This window comes from Flavobacterium rhamnosi (genome assembly GCF_048286515.1).
Classification (GTDB): Bacteria; Bacteroidota; Bacteroidia; order Flavobacteriales; family Flavobacteriaceae; genus Flavobacterium.
Window position 1 is genome coordinate 281,004 of record NZ_JBLVPS010000003.1, and the last position, 18,698, is coordinate 299,701.

Annotated in this window: 17 protein-coding genes; 10 read left to right on the top strand and 7 right to left on the bottom strand. The window is 32.5% G+C overall.

Annotated elements, in window-relative coordinates:
- Positions 1 to 35: 35 nt before the first annotated feature.
- Genes ACNQGN_RS04115 through ACNQGN_RS04125 form a run of 3 tightly spaced genes read left to right on the top strand, consistent with a single transcriptional unit; the run spans position 36 to position 3,476 of the window.
- A complete protein-coding gene (locus ACNQGN_RS04115; protein WP_417986585.1) occupies positions 36 to 1,127 on the top strand; it encodes a glycosyltransferase in 1,092 nt (363 codons plus the stop codon).
- Positions 1,128 to 1,135: 8 nt separating this feature from the next.
- Complete coding sequence (locus ACNQGN_RS04120; RefSeq protein WP_417986586.1) at positions 1,136 to 2,200, top strand: hypothetical protein; 1,065 nt, start codon at positions 1,136 to 1,138, stop codon at positions 2,198 to 2,200.
- Entirely contained in the window at positions 2,172 to 3,476 is a 1,305-nt protein-coding gene (locus ACNQGN_RS04125; RefSeq protein ID WP_417986587.1) for an O-antigen ligase family protein, read from the top strand. Before ACNQGN_RS04120 ends, ACNQGN_RS04125 begins: the two co-directional genes overlap by 29 nt.
- On the opposite strand, the gene ACNQGN_RS04130 is transcribed toward ACNQGN_RS04125, so the two are convergent.
- Entirely contained in the window at positions 3,445 to 4,521 is a 1,077-nt protein-coding gene (locus tag ACNQGN_RS04130; protein WP_417986588.1) for a glycosyltransferase, read from the bottom strand. The two genes, ACNQGN_RS04125 and ACNQGN_RS04130, sit on opposite strands and share 32 nt — an antisense overlap.
- Before the next feature lie 207 nt (positions 4,522 to 4,728).
- Here ACNQGN_RS04130 and ACNQGN_RS04135 point away from each other — a divergent pair, with 207 nt between their 5' ends.
- Both ACNQGN_RS04135 and ACNQGN_RS04140 read left to right on the top strand, forming a co-directional pair.
- On the top strand, positions 4,729 to 5,712 hold the full coding sequence (locus tag ACNQGN_RS04135; RefSeq protein WP_417986589.1) for a UDP-glucuronic acid decarboxylase family protein: 984 nt from the start codon (positions 4,729 to 4,731) through the stop codon (positions 5,710 to 5,712).
- Positions 5,713 to 5,845: 133 nt separating this feature from the next.
- Entirely contained in the window at positions 5,846 to 7,213 is a 1,368-nt protein-coding gene (locus tag ACNQGN_RS04140; RefSeq protein WP_417986590.1) for an undecaprenyl-phosphate glucose phosphotransferase, read from the top strand.
- Here ACNQGN_RS04140 and ACNQGN_RS04145 read toward each other — a convergent pair.
- The 3 genes from ACNQGN_RS04145 to ACNQGN_RS04155 are packed head-to-tail and all read right to left on the bottom strand — an operon-like array spanning position 7,210 to position 10,801.
- Complete coding sequence (locus ACNQGN_RS04145; RefSeq protein WP_417986591.1) at positions 7,210 to 8,394, bottom strand: glycosyltransferase family 4 protein; 1,185 nt, start codon at positions 8,392 to 8,394, stop codon at positions 7,210 to 7,212. The two genes, ACNQGN_RS04140 and ACNQGN_RS04145, sit on opposite strands and share 4 nt — an antisense overlap.
- Entirely contained in the window at positions 8,394 to 9,482 is a 1,089-nt protein-coding gene (gene wecB / locus ACNQGN_RS04150) for a non-hydrolyzing UDP-N-acetylglucosamine 2-epimerase (RefSeq protein WP_417986592.1), read from the bottom strand. The genes ACNQGN_RS04145 and wecB overlap by 1 nt, the downstream gene beginning before the upstream one ends.
- Positions 9,479 to 10,801 (bottom strand): phenylacetate--CoA ligase family protein, encoded by a 1,323-nt coding sequence (locus ACNQGN_RS04155; protein ID WP_417986627.1) that lies wholly within the window; start codon positions 10,799 to 10,801, stop codon positions 9,479 to 9,481. Before ACNQGN_RS04155 ends, wecB begins: the two co-directional genes overlap by 4 nt.
- Positions 10,802 to 10,934: 133 nt before the next feature.
- Between ACNQGN_RS04155 and purD the strand changes: the two genes are divergently transcribed.
- Positions 10,935 to 12,209 carry a phosphoribosylamine--glycine ligase gene (purD, locus tag ACNQGN_RS04160; RefSeq protein WP_417986593.1) on the top strand — a complete coding sequence of 425 codons (1,275 nt, stop codon included), beginning with the start codon at positions 10,935 to 10,937 and terminating at the stop codon, positions 12,207 to 12,209.
- 32 nt (positions 12,210 to 12,241) lie between these two features.
- Here purD and ACNQGN_RS04165 read toward each other — a convergent pair whose 3' ends face one another.
- Positions 12,242 to 12,472: a DUF6341 family protein gene (locus ACNQGN_RS04165; RefSeq protein ID WP_417986594.1), complete on the bottom strand. Its 231-nt coding sequence runs from the start codon at positions 12,470 to 12,472 to the stop codon at positions 12,242 to 12,244.
- 145 nt (positions 12,473 to 12,617) lie between these two features.
- Here ACNQGN_RS04165 and ACNQGN_RS04170 point away from each other — a divergent pair, with 145 nt between their 5' ends.
- Positions 12,618 to 13,547, top strand: a complete 930-nt coding sequence (locus ACNQGN_RS04170; RefSeq protein ID WP_417986595.1) for a DUF6427 family protein — start codon at positions 12,618 to 12,620, stop codon at positions 13,545 to 13,547.
- On the opposite strand, the gene upp is transcribed toward ACNQGN_RS04170, so the two are convergent.
- Positions 13,542 to 14,195 carry a uracil phosphoribosyltransferase gene (gene upp, locus ACNQGN_RS04175; RefSeq protein ID WP_417986596.1) on the bottom strand — a complete coding sequence of 218 codons (654 nt, stop codon included), beginning with the start codon at positions 14,193 to 14,195 and terminating at the stop codon, positions 13,542 to 13,544. The two genes, ACNQGN_RS04170 and upp, sit on opposite strands and share 6 nt — an antisense overlap.
- An 86-nt stretch (positions 14,196 to 14,281) precedes the next feature.
- Between upp and ACNQGN_RS04180 the strand changes: the two genes are divergently transcribed.
- Positions 14,282 to 14,887: a DUF4254 domain-containing protein gene (locus tag ACNQGN_RS04180; protein WP_417986597.1), complete on the top strand. Its 606-nt coding sequence runs from the start codon at positions 14,282 to 14,284 to the stop codon at positions 14,885 to 14,887.
- Between the two features lie 43 nt (positions 14,888 to 14,930).
- Positions 14,931 to 15,953 (top strand): glycosyltransferase family 9 protein, encoded by a 1,023-nt coding sequence (locus ACNQGN_RS04185; RefSeq protein ID WP_417986598.1) that lies wholly within the window; start codon positions 14,931 to 14,933, stop codon positions 15,951 to 15,953.
- A gap of 75 nt (positions 15,954 to 16,028) precedes the next feature.
- Here ACNQGN_RS04185 and ACNQGN_RS04190 read toward each other — a convergent pair whose 3' ends face one another.
- Positions 16,029 to 17,081, bottom strand: coding sequence for a 2Fe-2S iron-sulfur cluster-binding protein (locus ACNQGN_RS04190; protein WP_417986599.1), 1,053 nt, complete (start codon positions 17,079 to 17,081; stop codon positions 16,029 to 16,031).
- Between the two features lie 125 nt (positions 17,082 to 17,206).
- Here ACNQGN_RS04190 and ACNQGN_RS04195 point away from each other — a divergent pair, with 125 nt between their 5' ends.
- On the top strand, positions 17,207 to 18,676 hold the full coding sequence (locus ACNQGN_RS04195) for a DUF5687 family protein (RefSeq protein ID WP_417986600.1): 1,470 nt from the start codon (positions 17,207 to 17,209) through the stop codon (positions 18,674 to 18,676).
- Positions 18,677 to 18,698: the final 22 nt, after the last annotated feature.

Sequence of the window (18,698 nt, forward strand, 5' to 3'; positions counted from 1 at the left end):
TTTTGAAAAAAAATAGCATACTAATTAATATACGAATGAAAATAGTTCAGATAATAGGCAATATGGGTTCTGGCGGAGCAGAAAAATTGCTTTTAGACCTATTGCCTTTGTATAGAAAAAAAGGGATTGAAGTGGATCTGCTCGTTTTGAATGATACTGAATATCCGTTTATGAAAGCGTTAAAAGAAACAGCTTGTTGCACAATTCATTCGCTAGGTTCGGGATCAATATACAATCCTATTCATGTTTTAAGGTTAATTCCTTTTTTAAGAAAATACGATATTGTTCAGGTCCATTTATTTCCTGCGCAATATTGGGTAGTAATTGCAAAAATAATTTCTTTTTCCAGGACTAAACTAATATTGACAGAGCATAACACCACCAGCCCTCGGATGAAAAACTATTTTATAAGTAAAATCGATAAATTTATGTATCGTTTTTATGACAAAGTGGTTTGCGTAAAAGAGGATGTTTATCAAATAATACAAGAATATACAGGTCAGTTAAAATCGAAATTTGTGGTAATTGAAAACGGTATTGATTTAGAAAAAATATATTCTGCTGTATTGTATTCTAAAAAAAGTATTTCGAAATCATTTGGATCAGAAGATATTTTATTAATTCAAGTAGCAAGGTTTAACAAACAAAAAGATCAGGAAACGGTTGTCAGGGCCTTGGAATATTTACCGGATAATGTAAAGTTACTATTGGTTGGTGATGGTGATTTAAAAAGAAAATGTGAGGATCTGGTTCAAGAACTTAAATTATCGGAGCGTGTTTTATTCTTAGGATTACGAATGGATGTACCTCAATTACTGAAAACGGTTGATATTTCAATTTTAAGTACCAATCATGAAGGATTTCCGTTGGCTGCATTAGAAGCAATGGCAGCGGGAAAACCATTAATCGCATCGGATGTTCCCGGTGTGTCAGATGTTGTTAAAGGTGCGGGTATTTTATTCGAGAAAGGAAATGCAAAAGAACTGGCCAGGCACATTGATAAATTGATAAATAATCCGGAATATTACCAGGAGATTATATCTTCTTGTAAAGAAAGGGTTAAGAAAAGCGACATACAGTCTATGGTGGATAAACAAATCCTATTGTATAAATCATTAGTTCAATAAAAAAACGAATGCAAATTTTAGTTAAGAAGAAAACAGCTTTTTTTGTGGGTTTGTTTATTGCAAATTTAGTTATTGCAATGGCAGCTTCTTTTCTTTTGCCTGGAAAATTTTTTTATGATGCAAAAACGATTGTTTTATATCAATACAATGAAATAGGAATTTCCGGAAGTTATTCTGCTGCAATTTTATTCTATAAATTCACAGGATTGAAATACCTGCCATACCCCTTAGTGGCGTTAGTACAATATCCAATTCTAATTTATCTTCTTTATAAAATAGGGATACCGGCCAATTTCCATAAAATAAATGTGAAAAACATTTTGGTTTATATTGGCTTTTTCATGATGGCCATTTTTATCTCAATGCCGTCAAAAGAATTTATAACTTTTATCTATTTGGCGATCGTACCTTTTGTCTTTCATTCTGCCAGAATAGCATCAAAATATAAGATCATCCTATCTTTGACAATAGTGGCTTTTTTTGGTGTCTTTTTCCGTTCCTACTTTTTGCTGATTCCAATCATAGCAATCGGAATGTATTTTATAACCTTAATTAATTTTCAAAATAAAGCACTTTCCTCTGTTTTTTATGGAGTGCTAATTGCCGTTTTTATATCCTTAAGTGTTGGCATAATAAAGGGCAAGTATTTATCAGAAAGTTCCCGTGATGTAGTCAATATAGGTAGAATAAATTCTAAAGATGCCAATTCGATAATTGTTTCACCCGTTAAAACGGACACCTGGTATGGAGAAACTGTTGGAATTGTATATGGATTCTTTTCAGTAAACCTCCCTTTGGAAGGCTTTAAACATATTTTTTCGCCGCAAATTATTGCTTTTGTAATTTGGCAAATTCTACTGTTTTATATTCTTTTTGTGCGGTTTTCTCGTTGTCTTATCGACCGAAGAAAGTACCGGTATTTACTTTGGACATTACTTATTTTGTTTTCTTATTTTATTGTTCAGGGTATTTTTGAACCGGATTTAGGTACAGCAACACGTCATAAAATAGGCGTTTTTCCTCTAATTTATTATGCTTTATATTATGAACATTTCAGAAAAGAACTTTGCTAAAATATTGAATGCCTTTCTATTTTTTATTGCAATTGCGATGATTTTCAGAAAACCATGTACTTGGTTAATTATTCTTTTTGTGGTGTTTAATTTATTCTTTGTAAAAAAATTAGTGTTTACTAAAACATCTTTGTTGCTGGGAGCAGCTATTTCCTCACCATTATTATTGGAGATATTGCTTTTCTGGAATAATGACTCTTATTTAATGGGCATAAAATCCATCGAAAAAAGTATTTCCTTACTTGTTTTTCCAATGTTTATTTTAGGTAATTTTCAGCGAATTAAATTTTTTAAAATTCTGCAATTCTATTCGTTTTTTACAACAATCATTATACTTTTCTTCTTTATCCGTTTTACGGTTATAGCTCCGGATTTAATCAATAAATATATAAACGGCATTGATTTATGGGAAATGGGTTATGAGTTTTCTAATAGCATCGGCATTCACGCACCGGCTCTAAACATGCATTTATCTTTTGTCGCGATTAGTAATCTTTACTTTGTTCTTAATGTCTTTCGCACAAGAAAAAGGGTACTAATTAAAATAGCCACCTTTATCATTTTTGCACTATCATTCTTCTTTGTTCTTTTTGTGAATACTAGAATGGCCTTGTTTAATATGCTAATTGGTTTTGTTTTAGTTTTTTTCTACGAAGTGATCCAAAAGTATAATTTTAGAAAGGTAGTTATAATTTCAGCTGTCGGATTGGTTTTATTGGGTAGTATCTTTTTGCTTTATGTCCAAAAAAACCCTTATATGAAAGAGAAATACGCATCGGTGACATTTGCTCATATGGATAAAGTAGGGAAACTCGACGCTATTGAAAATCCTGAAATAAAAGTATTTAATTCGTTTGTTACGCGAGTATCTATTTGGAAATCTGCTTGGGAAGTTGCACTAAAACACCTTCCTTTTGGAGCTGGTGCTTCTGACGGAAAACGGGAATTGCTAAATTATTATAAACAAACCAATCAACATTTTTTGGCAAAATATGCATTTCCAACTCACAATCAGTTTCTTGATTTCTTATTAAAATTTGGAATTTTAGGGCCAATAGTGGTTTTTTTGTACATTTTTTCCATTGGTTATTTAGGTTTTAGGGTAAAGAATGCGATTATTATTGCTTTCTTTTTTATTTTTTTTACTTCGAACCTTACCGATGATTTTCTGCTTCGTTTTGATGGAATTTCATTTAGTGGTTTGTGGTTTTCTATTTTTGGGAGCTATTGGCTGCAAGAGAAAATTATTGCTGATAAAGAGAAATTAGTTGTTTAAAATTTTTGCTTTTATCATATAAATGATAGCATCTTTCTATTGCTTTTTCTCCAAATATTTTTCTGGTCCTTTCGTCTTTGAGAATTTCAAAATAGCGATCGAGTTCAGCGATGTCATGGAAAAGAAAACCTGTTTCATTATGGAGTACCACATCTTTATTTCCAATTATGTTTGTTGCTAGAACAGGCTTTTTCATTGCCATAGCCTCTAATACAGCAATGGGTAATCCTTCCCAAAGCGAAGTTTGGATGTATATATCAATAGCATTTAACGCTCTCAAAGCATTATCTCTTTCCAGAAACCATCCGGTGATTCGGATATTTGGAGCAGTTATCTCATGTCTTAATTCGCCATCACCAATCCAAACAAAATTAAAATCAGGAAACTTTAGAGCAATAGCATTGAAAAGCTTCGGATTTCTTGCAAAAGTAATTCGTCCCACTATCCCAACTGTTAAGACATCATTTTTATATGCTGCAATCTTACTAGTAACATAGTCAACATTAATTCCGTTTCTGATTAAAGAAGATTTTCCTATTTTTTTTGCTATTTTATATTCGGTGTCTCCACAAGCAATTGTCTCGCCTCCAAATAGTTTCTGAAAGTTTTTTTCAATTTTCCAATATATTTTTTTATTCCAGTTGGAGATGTCAGTTCGAAGAAAGGAATAGCCATGAGGAGTGTAAAAAAGCTTCTTTTTTTTGAATAATAAAAAGCAGACAAACCTTCCCAGGACTCCTGCTTTTGAGGAATGGAGATGGATAACATCTGGATTTAGCCTCCGTAGTTCTTTAGCTAATTCTAGTGCTGATTTTAGATCTTTAATTGGAGAAAAATTCCTGACCATGCTTAATTCAATAAGCGAAACACCTTTTGAAAATTCTTCTTTTATTTTTTCCGAATCAACTTCTTTTCGGTTGCTACTGTAAATTATAGTGGTGTCGATGGACTTATTTATTTCATGATCTCCAAAAAAAAAGGATAAATCTTTGAAATAAGTATGAACTCCACCAGCTACCGCTTCGACAACATGAACAACTTTCAAAATAAGGATTTTTAGTTACACAAAAATATATAAAATAGAACTAGCAATACCTCTTTTTGGATGTTGAATATTTGTAGAGAATGAATTCTTTGGAAGTACATTAACAGATAGTGGTGCGGTTTAGATATAAAAAATTATTGAATCTATAGCAAGTAAAATACCATAGTTTACTCGATAATTTATACCTTGCAATCGTAAAATTGATTTATGAAAAGAATACTTATCACTGGGGCCGCTGGATTTTTAGGATCACATCTTTGTGACCGTTTTATTAAAGAAGGCTATTTCGTTATTGGAATGGATAATCTTATAACAGGAGATTTAAAAAATATAGAACATTTGTTCAAACTGGAGAATTTTGAATTTTATCACCATGATATTACCAAATTTGTTCATGTCCCGGGTCAATTAGATTATATTTTACATTTTGCATCGCCTGCAAGTCCAATAGATTATTTAAAAATTCCGATACAAACGTTAAAAGTAGGTTCCCTTGGTACACATAATCTTTTAGGCTTGGCACGAGTTAAAAAAGCTAGAATTCTTATTGCTTCAACTTCGGAAGTTTATGGAGATCCATTAGTTCATCCACAGACGGAAGAATACTACGGAAATGTAAATACAATAGGACCAAGAGGCGTATATGATGAAGCAAAACGTTTTCAGGAATCAATAACTATGGCGTACCATACTTTTCACGGCGTAGAAACTCGGATAGTTCGAATTTTCAATACATATGGTCCAAGAATGAGACTCAATGACGGTAGAGTTATTCCGGCATTTATAGGTCAGGCACTCCGTGGTGAAGACTTGACTATTTTTGGAGACGGTATGCAAACGCGTTCTTTTTGCTATGTTGATGATCAGGTAGAGGGTATTTTTAGATTGTTACATTCCGATTATGTTCTTCCTGTAAATATTGGTAATCCGGACGAAATCACTATTAAAGATTTTGCTGAAGAAATTATAAAACTAACAGGAACAAATCAGAAAGTGGTTTACTTTCCTTTGCCAATAAATGATCCTTTGCAACGACAACCTGATATTACTAAAGCAAGAAAATTATTAGGGTGGGAAGCAAAAGTTGATCGTGCACAAGGGATGAAAATTACCTACGACTATTTTAAATCATTATCAAAAGAAGAACTTTCTAAGGAAGAACATAAAGATTTTTCGGGCTATATAAAGTAAATGAATAGATTTTGAAGGCAATTACTGCCTCCCTATTTTGTTTTGATTATACCTGGGAATATTTCAATTCAATAGCCGCCGGAATTTTTTAAAAAGAACAGATAAAAAACCAAATAGTTGGTATTCGATAATTATGACTGCAGCTCAAATAGGAAGATATTCTAAATACATACGACCTATTAGTATTTCAATTGACCTAATAGTAATTTCAGTGCTAAGCTTGGTCTTCTTCAAAGATCTTGATCTAAACATTGTGTATTATCTAGTTTATCAGATGATTGGATGGGTTGTTGCTGCTTTTTTTATACGATTTTATGAAATATATCGCTTCACTACACCCATTGAAATTATTTCGAAAATAATAAAACAAGGCGTTTTATTTTTATTGATAATTATTGCTTTTTTTCCGTTTTCGAGACAGGTTGTTTTTAGTGGAACTGTAATCGCTATTTTTATTTCTTCCGTTATAGTGCTGATTAGTATTTCAAAATTTTTATTGTTCTTTTATTTAAAAGAATACAGAATAATAACAGGAAGTAACTATAGAAGTGCTGTTATTATCGGATATACACCTGAAGCAATTCAATTGAAAGGCCTTTTTGAAACAAGAAATGATTATGGATATCGTTTTTTAGGCTATTTTTCTGATAAGAAATCAAATCAGAATATTAAAGGGAAATTGGCTGATTTAAAACCTTTTGTAATTGAAAATTGTGTTGATGAAATTTATTGTTCATTGAATGAAATTTCTAACGAGCATTTAAAAGATTTGATTGATTTTGCGGACGAAAATAAAAAAACAATAAAATTCATTCCGGACACAAAAGAGATTTTTTCAAAAAATTTAAAAATAGATTATTACGAGTTTTTCCCAGTACTTTCGTTAAAGAAAACGATGCTTCATGAGCCTGCTACAAAGGTCTTTAAAAGGGTTTTTGATATAATTTTTTCGATTTTAATTATTACTTTCCTGTTATCTTGGTTAATTCCATTATTAGCGATTTTAATAAAATTAGAATCCAGAGGCCCCGTTTTTTTCAAACAAGGCAGACCAGGGATTGATGAAAACGAGTTTTTTTGTTATAAACTTCGTTCTATGAAAATCAATAAAACAACGGAATCAGAAACATCAAAAAATGATCCGCGTGTTACCAGAATAGGTAAATTTATGCGAAAAACAAGTTTAGACGAGATGCCTCAATTTATAAATGTTTTACTAGGCGAAATGTCTGTTGTAGGCCCTCGTCCACATCTTTGGGCGCAAAATAAAGCCTATGGAAATAGGGTTAAAAAATATATGGTACGCCATTATGTTAAACCTGGAATTACAGGATTAGCTCAGGTTAGCGGTTTTCGTGGAGAAATTGAAACAGAAGAAGATATGATTAATAGAATAAAATTTGATGTTTTTTACATTGAAAATTGGTCACTTATTCTAGATATAAAAATAATTTTTCAAACGGTAGTCAATATTATCAAAGGCGAGGAAAAAGCATATTAAAAAACTTCTTTTTCAATTAATTCTTTTATTTGAGCGTCAAGATTAAAGTTGTTTTTAGCATTTTCAAAAATCTGTCGCTTCATCATTTGGATTTTTTCTGTATCTATTTTTGAAATTTCGATTATGGTAGCATTTAGTTTCTGGAAGTTTGCTACTTCTGCAACCCATCCCAAATCATGGTTGTATACAATAGCTTCTCCTTCGCCACCTCCAAAATAAAGTATTGGTATCCCTAAGGAACTATATTCGAATATTTTTGATGGAACAGAGCCGAAAATTCTTGTTTTCAGTGGAACCAGAGCTATATCAAAGGTTGCTAATCTCGCAAGCAATTCATTGCGTTCCAACATCCCATGGAAAACAATATTTTTTTTGGGATTATCCTTTATATAACCTTCAATTTGGACTTTTTCAGCACCATCACCAAAAATATGAAATTCCAAATTTAGATTTTCCAGATCCATTTTTTCACATACTTCTAAAACTCCTTGCGCTACACCAAGCAGCCCTGCGTAAAATAATTTTATGGGCTGGTATTCAATTCGTTTTAATGCTAAATTTTCAATTTTATGATCTGGGAAATTACGATACAAGCGACACTTTTTTTCTGGATATAAGGAATGAATATGAGTTATTATTTCATTGGACTGGCCTAAAATGAGGGTTGATTTTCTATAAATAAATCGTTCTATAAATAATGAAACTTTATGTGAAAATGAACCTCTCGAAAGGGCTTTCAATTCAATAGCGGCTATGGGCCATAAATCAGAAACATTCAAAATAATTTTTTTCCGCTTTATCGAAAGCACTAAAACACTGATAAAAGATAGTAATAATGGAGGGGATTGCACTACTACTTTTTTAGGGGTTCTTTTGAATAAGAGATAAAAGAACAATCCAATAGAAAAAGACAATGTCGAAACAATACGGATGAAGATATTTTTACTATTGCTTGGATAAATCCAAAGCCGCTTCACGGTTATATTTTGCATTACGTCTTCTACAAAAAGCTTTCCTTTGTATTCTGGGAATAAAATTCCTTTTGGATAATTTGCCAGGGGGCAAATTACCATTACTTTGTAATTGTTTTGATGCAGTTTCAAAGCCAACTGTTCAATTCTATTGGCAGCAGCACCTTTTTCCGGTGGATAATAATTAGAAATAATTAAAATTTCTTCCATTAGTTTTTGGTTAACAGAATATCAATAATTCGCTCTGAGGCTTTACCATCCCAAAGCTCAGGAATACCACTTTTTCTTTTTCCATTTTTAAGAAAGGAGCCATAAATTTCATTCAGTTTTTCAATGCTGCTTCCTACCAAAGTATTAGTGCCAATTGACTGTGTTTCGGGTCTTTCAGTGTTTTCACGCATCGTAAAGCAGGAAATTCCTAAAACGGTAGTTTCTTCCGAAATGCCGCCAGAATCTGTAATTACTGCGAAACTGTTTTTTATTAGAAACATAAATGCTAAATATCCCAACGGTTCAACACAAATGATATTTTTAAAATTTAATTTTTTTTCACCTAAAATGGCTTTGGTTCTCGGATGAATGGGAAAGATTACTTTCTTATCATCAGCCAAGGTATCAATACCCAATAGTAATTGCTGCAACGCGTGTTCCTCATCTACATTCGATGGACGATGCAAGGTGAGAATGATGTAATTTTCGAGTTCTAAACGGTAGTCGTCCCAAAAAAAAGGTTTTGTAATTCTATTTAAATTTTGATATAAAGTATCAATCATTACGTTTCCCACGAAATGGATTTTTTCTTTAGAAGTTCCGTATTTTAAAAGATTTTCATTCGCCCAAAGTGATGTGGTGAAGAAATAATCCGAAATACTATCGGTAACAATGCGGTTGATTTCTTCTGGCATTGTCATGTCGCCAGAGCGAATGCCTGCTTCAATATGCGCAACCTTGATGTTCATTTTTTTTGCCACAATTGTACAGGCCATTGTTGAATTGACATCACCAACAACCAACACTAAATCACAGTAATTTTCTAATAGTTCCTGCTCAAAAGCTACCATAATAGCAGCTGTCTGAACGGACTGAGAACCACTTTTGACTTCGAGATTGTTATTTGGTTGTGGAATATTGAGTTCCTCAAAAAACGTTTCGCTTAGGCTTTTGTCATAATGTTGGCCCGTATGCACCAAACGATAGGAAACTAAAGCACCTTCGCTTTGCTTTTTCTCTATCGCCTTGATAATTGGAGCGATTTTAATAAAATTTGGTCTGGCGCCTGCAACGATGGTAATTTTCATTCTTTGATTTCTTTAATTAAGGAAATAAACTGCTTTAATTTTCCGTTTTTATTTCGTTCCAATTTTTCTTTTCTACTGAATGAGAACTTCAAATCACTTTCTAGATAGGTAGTGATTGCTTCTGCTGTTTTTTGAATTTGTTTTGAGGTTAATTCATTTGCACTGACATATTCAATTTCAAAAGTATCAATTTTCGTTTGCTTGATTATGAACTCTTTTACGTTTCCATCATCTTCAATAATGCTTTTTGTTACATAATAAAATGTTAATCCTGGTGATTTTTTTCCACTTGGCAAAAGGGCAACATCATTTGTCCTGCCTAGTAATTTTTTGAGAATGGGCTTTTTCAAAGTGCTTTTCTCGTCTAGAATTCCAATATCACCAATGTCATATCGTATAAATGGATGCGCTTTGTTAAACAAGGAAGTAATCACAATTCGGCCTTCTGAACCGTTTGGAACAGCTTCATTGTTTTCATCTAAAATCTCTACAAATAACGTTTCCGAGTTGACTTGCCATTCGCCCAGAGGATTTTGAAAAGCAATTAAATCTAATTCAGAAGCACCATATTCATTGATAATTGGAATTCCAAATTGTTTTTCCATCAGGAGTTTGTCTTCTTCAAAAAGCATTTCAGAAGTCACCATGCACACTTTTAAGCTTGGACAAATCATTGTTAAAACAATATTCTTCTTTTGTAGAAATTTGGCAAATAGAACAACCGAACTGGTATAACCATTGATATAATCGAATTTTTTGGTTCGAAAATGAGTTAAAAAACCTTCTAAAACGGCATCTGATAAGTCAAAAATTGAAAATCGAAACCGATTGCCTAAAAAATCTTTAAAGTATTCTTTTTTGTTGCCAATAAAATCCATCGGAATCCCATAAAAACGCGCTTGATACGAACTGTTAAAATTAATTCCGTACCAGCCAAAACGATAAATATTAGAAGCCCAAGTTAAGGCATGACTGTATTTGTCTTTTGCAAAAATAAATGGATCACCGCTGGAACCAGACGTTTTATTAACGTAGATGTTTTTTGAAGTATAACCATTTGAAAGCCTTTCAAGCAGCGGTTTTTGTAAGTTTTTTTTATTTAAAATGGGTAAATCATTCCAGGTGTTAAATGTTGAACCTACTAACTCTTGATAAAAGAGATTATTTTGTAAATGATAATTTACGATTTCTAATTTTTTGTTGTCAAGGAAAGCGTTATATTCCTTTTCTGTAAACGAAACAATTTTCCGCAATTCGGTTGTAGCTTCCTTCATCGGAAAACCATTAATTTTTAGTGATAAGTCGAAAAGTGGAAACATTTTAAGGGTATATTTCATCAAAAATAATATTTACCAACAACTAATGACCAAGAACCAACAACTTTTTGAAAATTAATTATTTTTTAAGTTCAAAAGCAATTATTTTTGCGGTTTACAACTAATTAACTACACCATGACAATTTTACTACTAGGTTCAGGCGGAAGAGAACATGCTTTTGCATGGAAAATGATTCAAAGTCCACTATGTGATACACTTTTTGTAGCACCAGGAAACGCTGGAACAGCAACAATAGCCAAGAATATTGATATTAGTCCAACTGATTTTGACGCTATAAAAGCTTTTGTTCTTAAAGAAAAAGTAGAAATGGTAGTTGTAGGTCCGGAAGATCCATTAGTAAAAGGCATCTACGATTTCTTTTTAAATGACGCTGCGTTAAAACATATTCCAGTTATCGGACCATCAAAAATTGGTGCGCAATTAGAAGGAAGTAAAGAATTTGCCAAAGAATTTTTGATCAAACATAAAATTCCAACTGCTGCTTATGATAGTTTTACTGTCGATACAGTTGAAAAAGGCTGCGAATTTCTAGAAACCTTGAAACCACCTTATGTATTAAAAGCAGATGGGTTGGCAGCAGGAAAAGGTGTTTTGATTATTCAGGATTTGGCGGAAGCCCAAGACGAATTAAGGAATATGCTAGTGCATCAGAAATTTGGTGATGCCAGTTCAAAAGTTGTGATCGAGGAATTTCTTGACGGAATTGAGTTAAGCTGTTTTGTTCTGACTGACGGAAAAAATTATAAAATCCTGCCAACGGCCAAAGATTACAAACGTATTGGTGAAGGTGACACAGGATTAAATACAGGCGGAATGGGAGCAGTTTCTCCAGTTCCTTATGTTGACGCTGTTTTAATGGAAAAAATTGAAACACGCATTGTAAAACCAACCATTGATGGTTTTCAAAAAGACGGAATTCCATACAAAGGATTTGTTTTTATCGGATTGATTAATGTGAATAACGAACCAATTGTAATTGAATACAATGTGAGAATGGGCGATCCGGAAACGGAAGTGGTAATTCCAAGATTGAAAACGGATTTAGTGGAATTGTTTTTGGCCGTAGCCAATGAAAAGCTAGATGAAATCACGCTTGAAATTGACACAAGAAGCGCGACTACAATTATGGTGGTTTCTGGTGGCTATCCAGAAGATTTTGAAAAAGGAAAAGTGATCTCAGGATTAGAAAATATTGAAGACTCTATTGTTTTTCATGCCGGAACAAAATTAGAAAACGGAAATGTTGTTTCTAATGGAGGAAGGGTTTTAACCGTAACTTCTTATGGAAATGATTTCGAAGAGGCCATAAAAAAATCTTATCAAAATATAGAAAAACTAAATTTTGATAAGATGTATTTTAGAAAAGATATTGGAAACGATTTAAAATAGTTTCCAAGTATCGTTCACTTTTTTTTAAAGTTTTATTTTAAAAAAGAGTGAGCGGTAGTATCTTGATTTTCTTCGTTGTTATCTTCAAATATTTTCAATTGTTTGATCCAATATACCATTGCAGCTGCACAAATAATCATGAAAATCCAGTTGATTGTATTAGCAACAAACCAAGATTTTAGCTCTAATGCGCGTAAAAAGTCTAGAGGAGCAAATAAAATCTTTACAAATAAGTATTCTATTCCTTCGAAAAATGATTTCATAATGTATAAAATTAATTTTATTTAGTTGTTTTTGGTAACTCCGTATATTAAAAAGTTCTGATTTATGAAGAATCTTTTCGAACTTGCAGGGTTTCCTTTTTAAACAAGTATTATATTTACAATCACAAAAGTATAAAATATCCTTATGATAACAAGTGTTTTTAAAAAATCTACACCATTAAATTTTTCATTGGTTGTAATTTTGATGCTGGTTTTCTTTTTAATGTACCAATTTCAAGATTTATCTTGGACGAATTCCCCTTTTTTGATTTTAAAAAAAGTGATTTTATTTTGTATTTTATTGGCTTCAGTTTTTATAACGAATTTCATTGTTAAGAAGAATGGATTGAGTAAAGACAGTACTTATACCATTTTTTTTTACTTTTTATTTCTACTTTTTTTTCCTTCGGTATTAGACAATACGAATCTAATTGTTTCAAATTTCTTTATACTGTTAGCCCTTCGCCGATTAATTTCGCTGCAGTCTCTTAAAGCTTCTAAAGAAAAAATATTTGATGCCTCATTGTGGATTTTTTTAGCCACATTATTTCATTTTTGGAGTATTATTTTTATAGTATTAGTTTTCATATCAATAATTTTTCATGTTTCCAGAGATTATAGAAACTGGATTTTGCCGTTTATTGCTTTTTTTACTGCGGGAATTATTTTCATGCTTTATGCGGCTGTATTCGATGTAAACATACTGGAATATATAACCAGAAGTGTAACAATCAGTTTCAGAATTGATTATTTTACTAATAATTACCAAAATGCCGCTTTTTCTATATACGCTACTGTTGCATTATTTTTTATTGTTTCTATGTTTGCAACATTGTCTAACAAACCACAAATTTTACACGTTTCCTTCAAAAAAATTGTCGCTTCTTTTTTCATTGGAATAGTAATCTTCCTGATTTCATCTAATAAAAGTAATGATTTATTGCTGTTTACCTTTGCCCCATTAGCAATCATGGCAACTAGTCATATTGAAATTGTGCAACTAAAATTGAAACAGGAAATTGTTTTGTCTGTTTTTATTCTATGTAGTTTGTTTGCCTTTTTCTCTCAATTATAATTTCTCTCCAAAAGCTAAATCTCCCGCATCACCAAGTCCCGGAACGATATAACTGTGCTCATTTAGTTTTTCATCCAATGCAGCTATCCAGAGATGGCACGTATCGGGTAAATGGTTTTTAAGATATGCAATTCCTTCCGGTGCTGCAATTACAACTGCTATGTGAATTTCTTTTGGAGTTCCTCTTTCCATTAGTTTATTAAAAACAGCAACGATAGATTGTCCAGTGGCAAGCATGGGATCAATCAATAGTACATTTTTGCCATTTATATCAGCAATAGCTTGGTATTGCACTACGATATCAAAGTAGTCATCATTATTTGGATGGTGTCTGAAGGCGGAAATAAAGCCGTTTTCTGCATTGTCAAAATAATTTAAAAAGCCTAAATGCAATGGTAATCCCGCACGTAAAATAGAGCACAGAACCAATTGGTCTTTAATTTCAGTAGTTTTTTTAATGCCAAGAGGACTCTGAATATCTACGTTTTTATAATGCAATTCTTTGCTCAGTTCATACGCCATTATTTCACCGATGCGTTCAATATTTCTTCGAAAACGCATGCTGTCGTTATGAACATTCACATTTCGAATTTGCCCTAAAAAATGGTTCAGGACACTATTGTTTTCTGATAAAATATGGATTTGCATCGTTTTAAATTTGGAATTAAACTTCTAAAGTTTTTTTTATCTATAAAAGTATAAAAAAGTATCTTTGCCTTTTAATATATAAAGATATGTTTTCAAAATTAGCTTATTCAGTTTTCGAGCAAAGTATTAAAGATTATCATCAATTTGATAATGTAGATCAGCCTATAAATAATCCTTTTCCGAAGGATAAATTCGAGCATTTACTGTATCATAAAAATTGGATTGACACTGTTCAATGGCATTTTGAAGATATTATCCGTGATCCAAATATTGACCCGGTCGCCGCTTTGACTTTGAAAAGAAGGATAGATGCTTCTAATCAGGAGCGTACGGATATGGTGGAATATATTGACAGTTATTTTCTTCAAAAATACAATCATATAAGGGTCAAAGATGGCGCAAAAATCAACTCTGAAAGTCCTGCCTGGGCTTTTGACAGATTATCGATTTTGGCTTTAAAAATTTATCACATGAATGAAGAAGCTACTCGTGCAGAAGCTTCGCAAGAACACAGAGATAAATGTCAGGCAAAATTGAATATTCTATTAGAGCAAAGAACAGATTTGTCAACGGCAATTGATGACTTACTAAAAGACATTGAAAATGGCGATAAATTCATGAAAGTGTACAAACAGATGAAAATGTACAACGATGATGATTTGAATCCTGTGTTGTACCAAAACAAGAAGTAAGTATTGTTTTAATTTGTCCCAAAAAATCAAACATATAATCGTCATGAGGCTTTCCGCAATGGGAGATGTCGCCATGACGGTTCCTGTTTTACGAGCTTTTGTAAATCAGCATCCGGAAGTTAAAATTACGGTCGTTTCCAGACCATTTTTTAAACCTTTTTTCGATTCCATTCCAAATGTTTCTTTTTTCGCTTTCGATGAAAAAAAAAGGCACAAAGGATTTCTTGGATTATTGCGTTTGTTCCGGGAATTAAAAGAACTCAAAATCGATGCTTTCGTCGATTTGCATAATGTTTTGCGTTCTGGAATCGTGAGGTCATTTTTTGCTTTAAGCGGAAAAAAAGTAGCTTCGGTCGATAAAGGAAGGGCAGAAAAAAAAGCATTAACACAATCTGAAAATAAAGTTTTCATGCAACTGCCAACGATGTTTGAAAGACATGTAAAAGTATTTGAAGAACTGGGTTTTGCAGTTGATTTATCGAATCCCATATTTCCAGATAAACAGGTTTTAGATACTGAAATCATCAAATTAACTGGAGAAAAAAGCGAAAAATGGATAGGAATTGCTCCTTTTGCACAATATGATTCCAAAGTGTATCCCCTGGATCTTATGCGTGAAGTCGTCAATCAATTATCAGAATCAAGTCCCGAGGCTTTGTATAAAATTTTTCTTTTTGGTGGAGGAAAAAAAGAAATAGCAATCTTAGATTCTCTTTCTTCCAATAAAGAAAATGTCATTAATATGGCAGGAAAAATCAAATTTCAACAGGAATTACAGCTCATCAGTAATCTTGATGTAATGCTTTCCATGGATTCCGGGAATGCACATATTGCTGCAATGCTTGGAGTAAAAGTCATTACGCTTTGGGGTGCAACACATCCATTTGCAGGATTTTCGCCTTTTAATCAACCGATAGAAAATGCTATGGTTTCAGATAAAAATAGGTTTCCAAAATTGCCAACCTCCGTATATGGAAATAAGGAAGTAGAAGGATATCAGGATGCCATGCGAACGATTTCACCGGAGAAAGTAGTTCTCACTATTCAGTCACAAGTGGCAGAATAATATAGTGATACTAAAAATAAGACATAAAAAAAGAGTTTGCAATCGCAAACTCTTTTTTTATAATCGAATACTTTTCTAAACGTCATCGTAGTCTACATAAATACTTTCGGATGTAGGATGCGCCTGGCAGGTTAAGATTAAACCTTCGGCTATTTCACCATCAGTAAGAATAGAGTTTTTAGTCATCTCAGCAGTTCCTGATGTAACACGAGCAAGACAACTACTGCATATTCCGCCTTGGCAAGAATAAGGAGCATCAAGACCTTGTTTTAAAGCTGCTTCAAGAATGGTTTGTTTTTGTGACATTTCAAAAATCGTTTCTTCATCGTCCACCATAACAGTGATCTTCGAATGTCCTTCTAAAGATTTTTCAATTATATGTTCTTTAGAAGATGTTGAAAACAATTCAAATTTTATTGCTGATTCTTTGATGTTTTTTTCTTTTAAAACAGCAGAAACAGTATTAATCATTTCTTCAGGTCCACATAAATAGAATTTATCAAATTCCAGTTCTTTGTGTTTATTATTTAAAACAAAATTCACCGTTGATTTGTCTATTCGACCAAATAATGCATTTTCTGCTTTGGCTTGACTGAAAACATAATGGACAAAAAGGCGACCTACATATTGTAATTGTAAATCATGTAATTCTTGATGAAAGATAGTTTCCTCTGGAGATTTGTTGCCAAAAACAAGGACAAAAGAGCTTTTAGATTCGCTTTTCAATACTGATTTTAATATAGAAAGTACTGGTGTGATTCCGCTTCCGGCTACAAAAGCAATATAATTTTTTTGTCGGTCAGCATGTGGTTCAAAAGTAAATTTTCCTTCTGGTTTTCCTACTTCAAGAACATCACCCGCTTTAAGTTTTGTATTGGCAAATTGCGAGAAAAGACCGTTTTTTACTGCTTTTACAGCAATTCTTAATTCACCACTTTCCGAAGAAGAACAGATGGAGTAAGCACGACGGATTTCCTGATTATCTAAGGTAAGTCTAAGGTTAATATATTGACCCGCAACAAAAATATAGTTTGGTTTTAATTCCTCAGGAACATTAAAAAGTATGGAAACCGCATCTTTGGTTTCACGTTTTACTTCTTTTATAATAAGTTTTAAAAAGGATGACATGTGATTAATTTTTTACAAAAGTAGGAAACGACAAATAAATGGAGATTATAATTGTTGATTTTTTTATATTAGATGTAACAATTTGGAAAATTCGACTACCTATCAGCAAACCAAATTAAAAAACCATGTTCAAAAAATTCATCTATCTCGAATGGAAGGCTTTTACGAGATCTGCTTCCTTTGCATCCAACCTGGCACTTAAAATCTTAATGGCTTTTGTGGCGATTTATTTCATTTTGGTTTTTTTAGCATTAGGCTTTGGGGCATTCTATATTCTCGATAAAATGAATTTGGAGCCTTTGGTTACAGTGAATAAATTCCTGATCTATTATTTTTTATTTGATTTAATTGTCCGTCTGCTGTTACAGAAAATTCCGGTGATGAACATACGGCCGTTATTAATTTTTCCAATCAAAAAATCAACCATTGTCCATTTTTCATTGGGAAAAACAGCATTGTCATTTTTTAATTTTGTTCATTCTTTTTTCTTTCTGCCGTTTAGCATCGTTTTAATTTATGAAGGATATGATGTTTTGAGCGTAATTCTTTGGCATATCGCCCTTTTATCATTGGTATATATCAATAATTTTCTGAACATATTGTTGAGTAATAAAGATAATTTATTAGCTATTTTTATTGGTATTATTGCGGTTTTTGTAGCATTACACTATTATCAGCTTTTTAATATAACAAGTTACAGCGCTCCTTTTTTTGACGGATTGTTCCACACCAAATGGCTTTTTGCTATTCTGGTTCTGATTCTGACAGGATTGTATTACTTTACTTTTAATTATTTTAAAAGTAATTTATACTTGGACGCAGGACTTTCCACTAAAGATGAAATAGCTAAAACCGAGAATTTAACTTGGCTGAACCAATTTGGAACGTTAGGAACATTTCTTAAAAACGATATCAAACTTATTAAAAGAAACAAGCGGTCTAAGACTACTATTGGGTTGAGTATTATGTTTCTTTTTTATGGTTTGCTTTTCTTTTCCAATGGAATTGAAGCGTATAACAATCCAATTATGCACATTTTTGCCGGAATTTTTGTTTCGGGTGGTTTTTTGATCACCTTTGGACAATTTGTTCCTAGTTGGGATAGTGCCTATTACCCGTTAATGATGACACAGAACATTCCTTATCGAGGCTACTTAAATTCAAAATGGTGGTTGATGGTTATTGGGACTTTTATTTCGACCATTTTAGCTTCTTTCTATTTGTATTTTGGATGGCAAGTCTATCTTACTATCGTTGTAGGCGCCATTTATAATATTGGAATAAATTCACATTTGGTGCTGCTCGGAGGAGCCTACACGAAAACGCCAATAGATCTGAGTTCCGGTAAAGGCGCTTTTGGAGACAAAAAAGCTTTCAATCCAAAGACAATGTTGATTTCCATTCCGCAACTTGCTTTACCAGTTGCTTTGTATTGGGCTGGTTCTTCACTAAAAGATGCCTCTACAGGATTAGCATTGGTTGCCATTGTAGGAATAATAGGTTTTGCCATGAGAAACCCCGTCTTTTCATTAATTGAAAAAATCTATAAAACCGAAAAATATGCTACTCTTGATGCCTATAAGCAAAAAGGTTAAGTATTATAAATTCAATTCGTAA

What these genes read in the sequence shown, in the direction of transcription:
- ACNQGN_RS04165 (WP_417986594.1), bottom strand. Translation starts at nt 12,472, where the DNA reads ATGAAATCATTTTTCGAAGGAATAGAATACTTATTTGTAAAGATTTTA.
- ACNQGN_RS04140 (WP_417986590.1), top strand. Translation starts at nt 5,846, where the DNA reads ATGACTGCAGCTCAAATAGGAAGATATTCTAAATACATACGACCTATT.
- purD (WP_417986593.1), top strand. Translation starts at nt 10,935, where the DNA reads ATGACAATTTTACTACTAGGTTCAGGCGGAAGAGAACATGCTTTTGCA.
- wecB (WP_417986592.1), bottom strand. Translation starts at nt 9,482, where the DNA reads ATGAAAATTACCATCGTTGCAGGCGCCAGACCAAATTTTATTAAAATC.
- ACNQGN_RS04185 (WP_417986598.1), top strand. Translation starts at nt 14,931, where the DNA reads ATGAGGCTTTCCGCAATGGGAGATGTCGCCATGACGGTTCCTGTTTTA.
- ACNQGN_RS04145 (WP_417986591.1), bottom strand. Translation starts at nt 8,394, where the DNA reads ATGGAAGAAATTTTAATTATTTCTAATTATTATCCACCGGAAAAAGGT.
- upp (WP_417986596.1), bottom strand. Translation starts at nt 14,195, where the DNA reads ATGCAAATCCATATTTTATCAGAAAACAATAGTGTCCTGAACCATTTT.
- ACNQGN_RS04180 (WP_417986597.1), top strand. Translation starts at nt 14,282, where the DNA reads ATGTTTTCAAAATTAGCTTATTCAGTTTTCGAGCAAAGTATTAAAGAT.
- ACNQGN_RS04120 (WP_417986586.1), top strand. Translation starts at nt 1,136, where the DNA reads ATGCAAATTTTAGTTAAGAAGAAAACAGCTTTTTTTGTGGGTTTGTTT.
- ACNQGN_RS04195 (WP_417986600.1), top strand. Translation starts at nt 17,207, where the DNA reads ATGTTCAAAAAATTCATCTATCTCGAATGGAAGGCTTTTACGAGATCT.
- ACNQGN_RS04170 (WP_417986595.1), top strand. Translation starts at nt 12,618, where the DNA reads ATGATAACAAGTGTTTTTAAAAAATCTACACCATTAAATTTTTCATTG.
- ACNQGN_RS04135 (WP_417986589.1), top strand. Translation starts at nt 4,729, where the DNA reads ATGAAAAGAATACTTATCACTGGGGCCGCTGGATTTTTAGGATCACAT.
- ACNQGN_RS04115 (WP_417986585.1), top strand. Translation starts at nt 36, where the DNA reads ATGAAAATAGTTCAGATAATAGGCAATATGGGTTCTGGCGGAGCAGAA.
- ACNQGN_RS04125 (WP_417986587.1), top strand. Translation starts at nt 2,172, where the DNA reads ATGAACATTTCAGAAAAGAACTTTGCTAAAATATTGAATGCCTTTCTA.
- ACNQGN_RS04190 (WP_417986599.1), bottom strand. Translation starts at nt 17,081, where the DNA reads ATGTCATCCTTTTTAAAACTTATTATAAAAGAAGTAAAACGTGAAACC.
- ACNQGN_RS04155 (WP_417986627.1), bottom strand. Translation starts at nt 10,801, where the DNA reads ATGTTTCCACTTTTCGACTTATCACTAAAAATTAATGGTTTTCCGATG.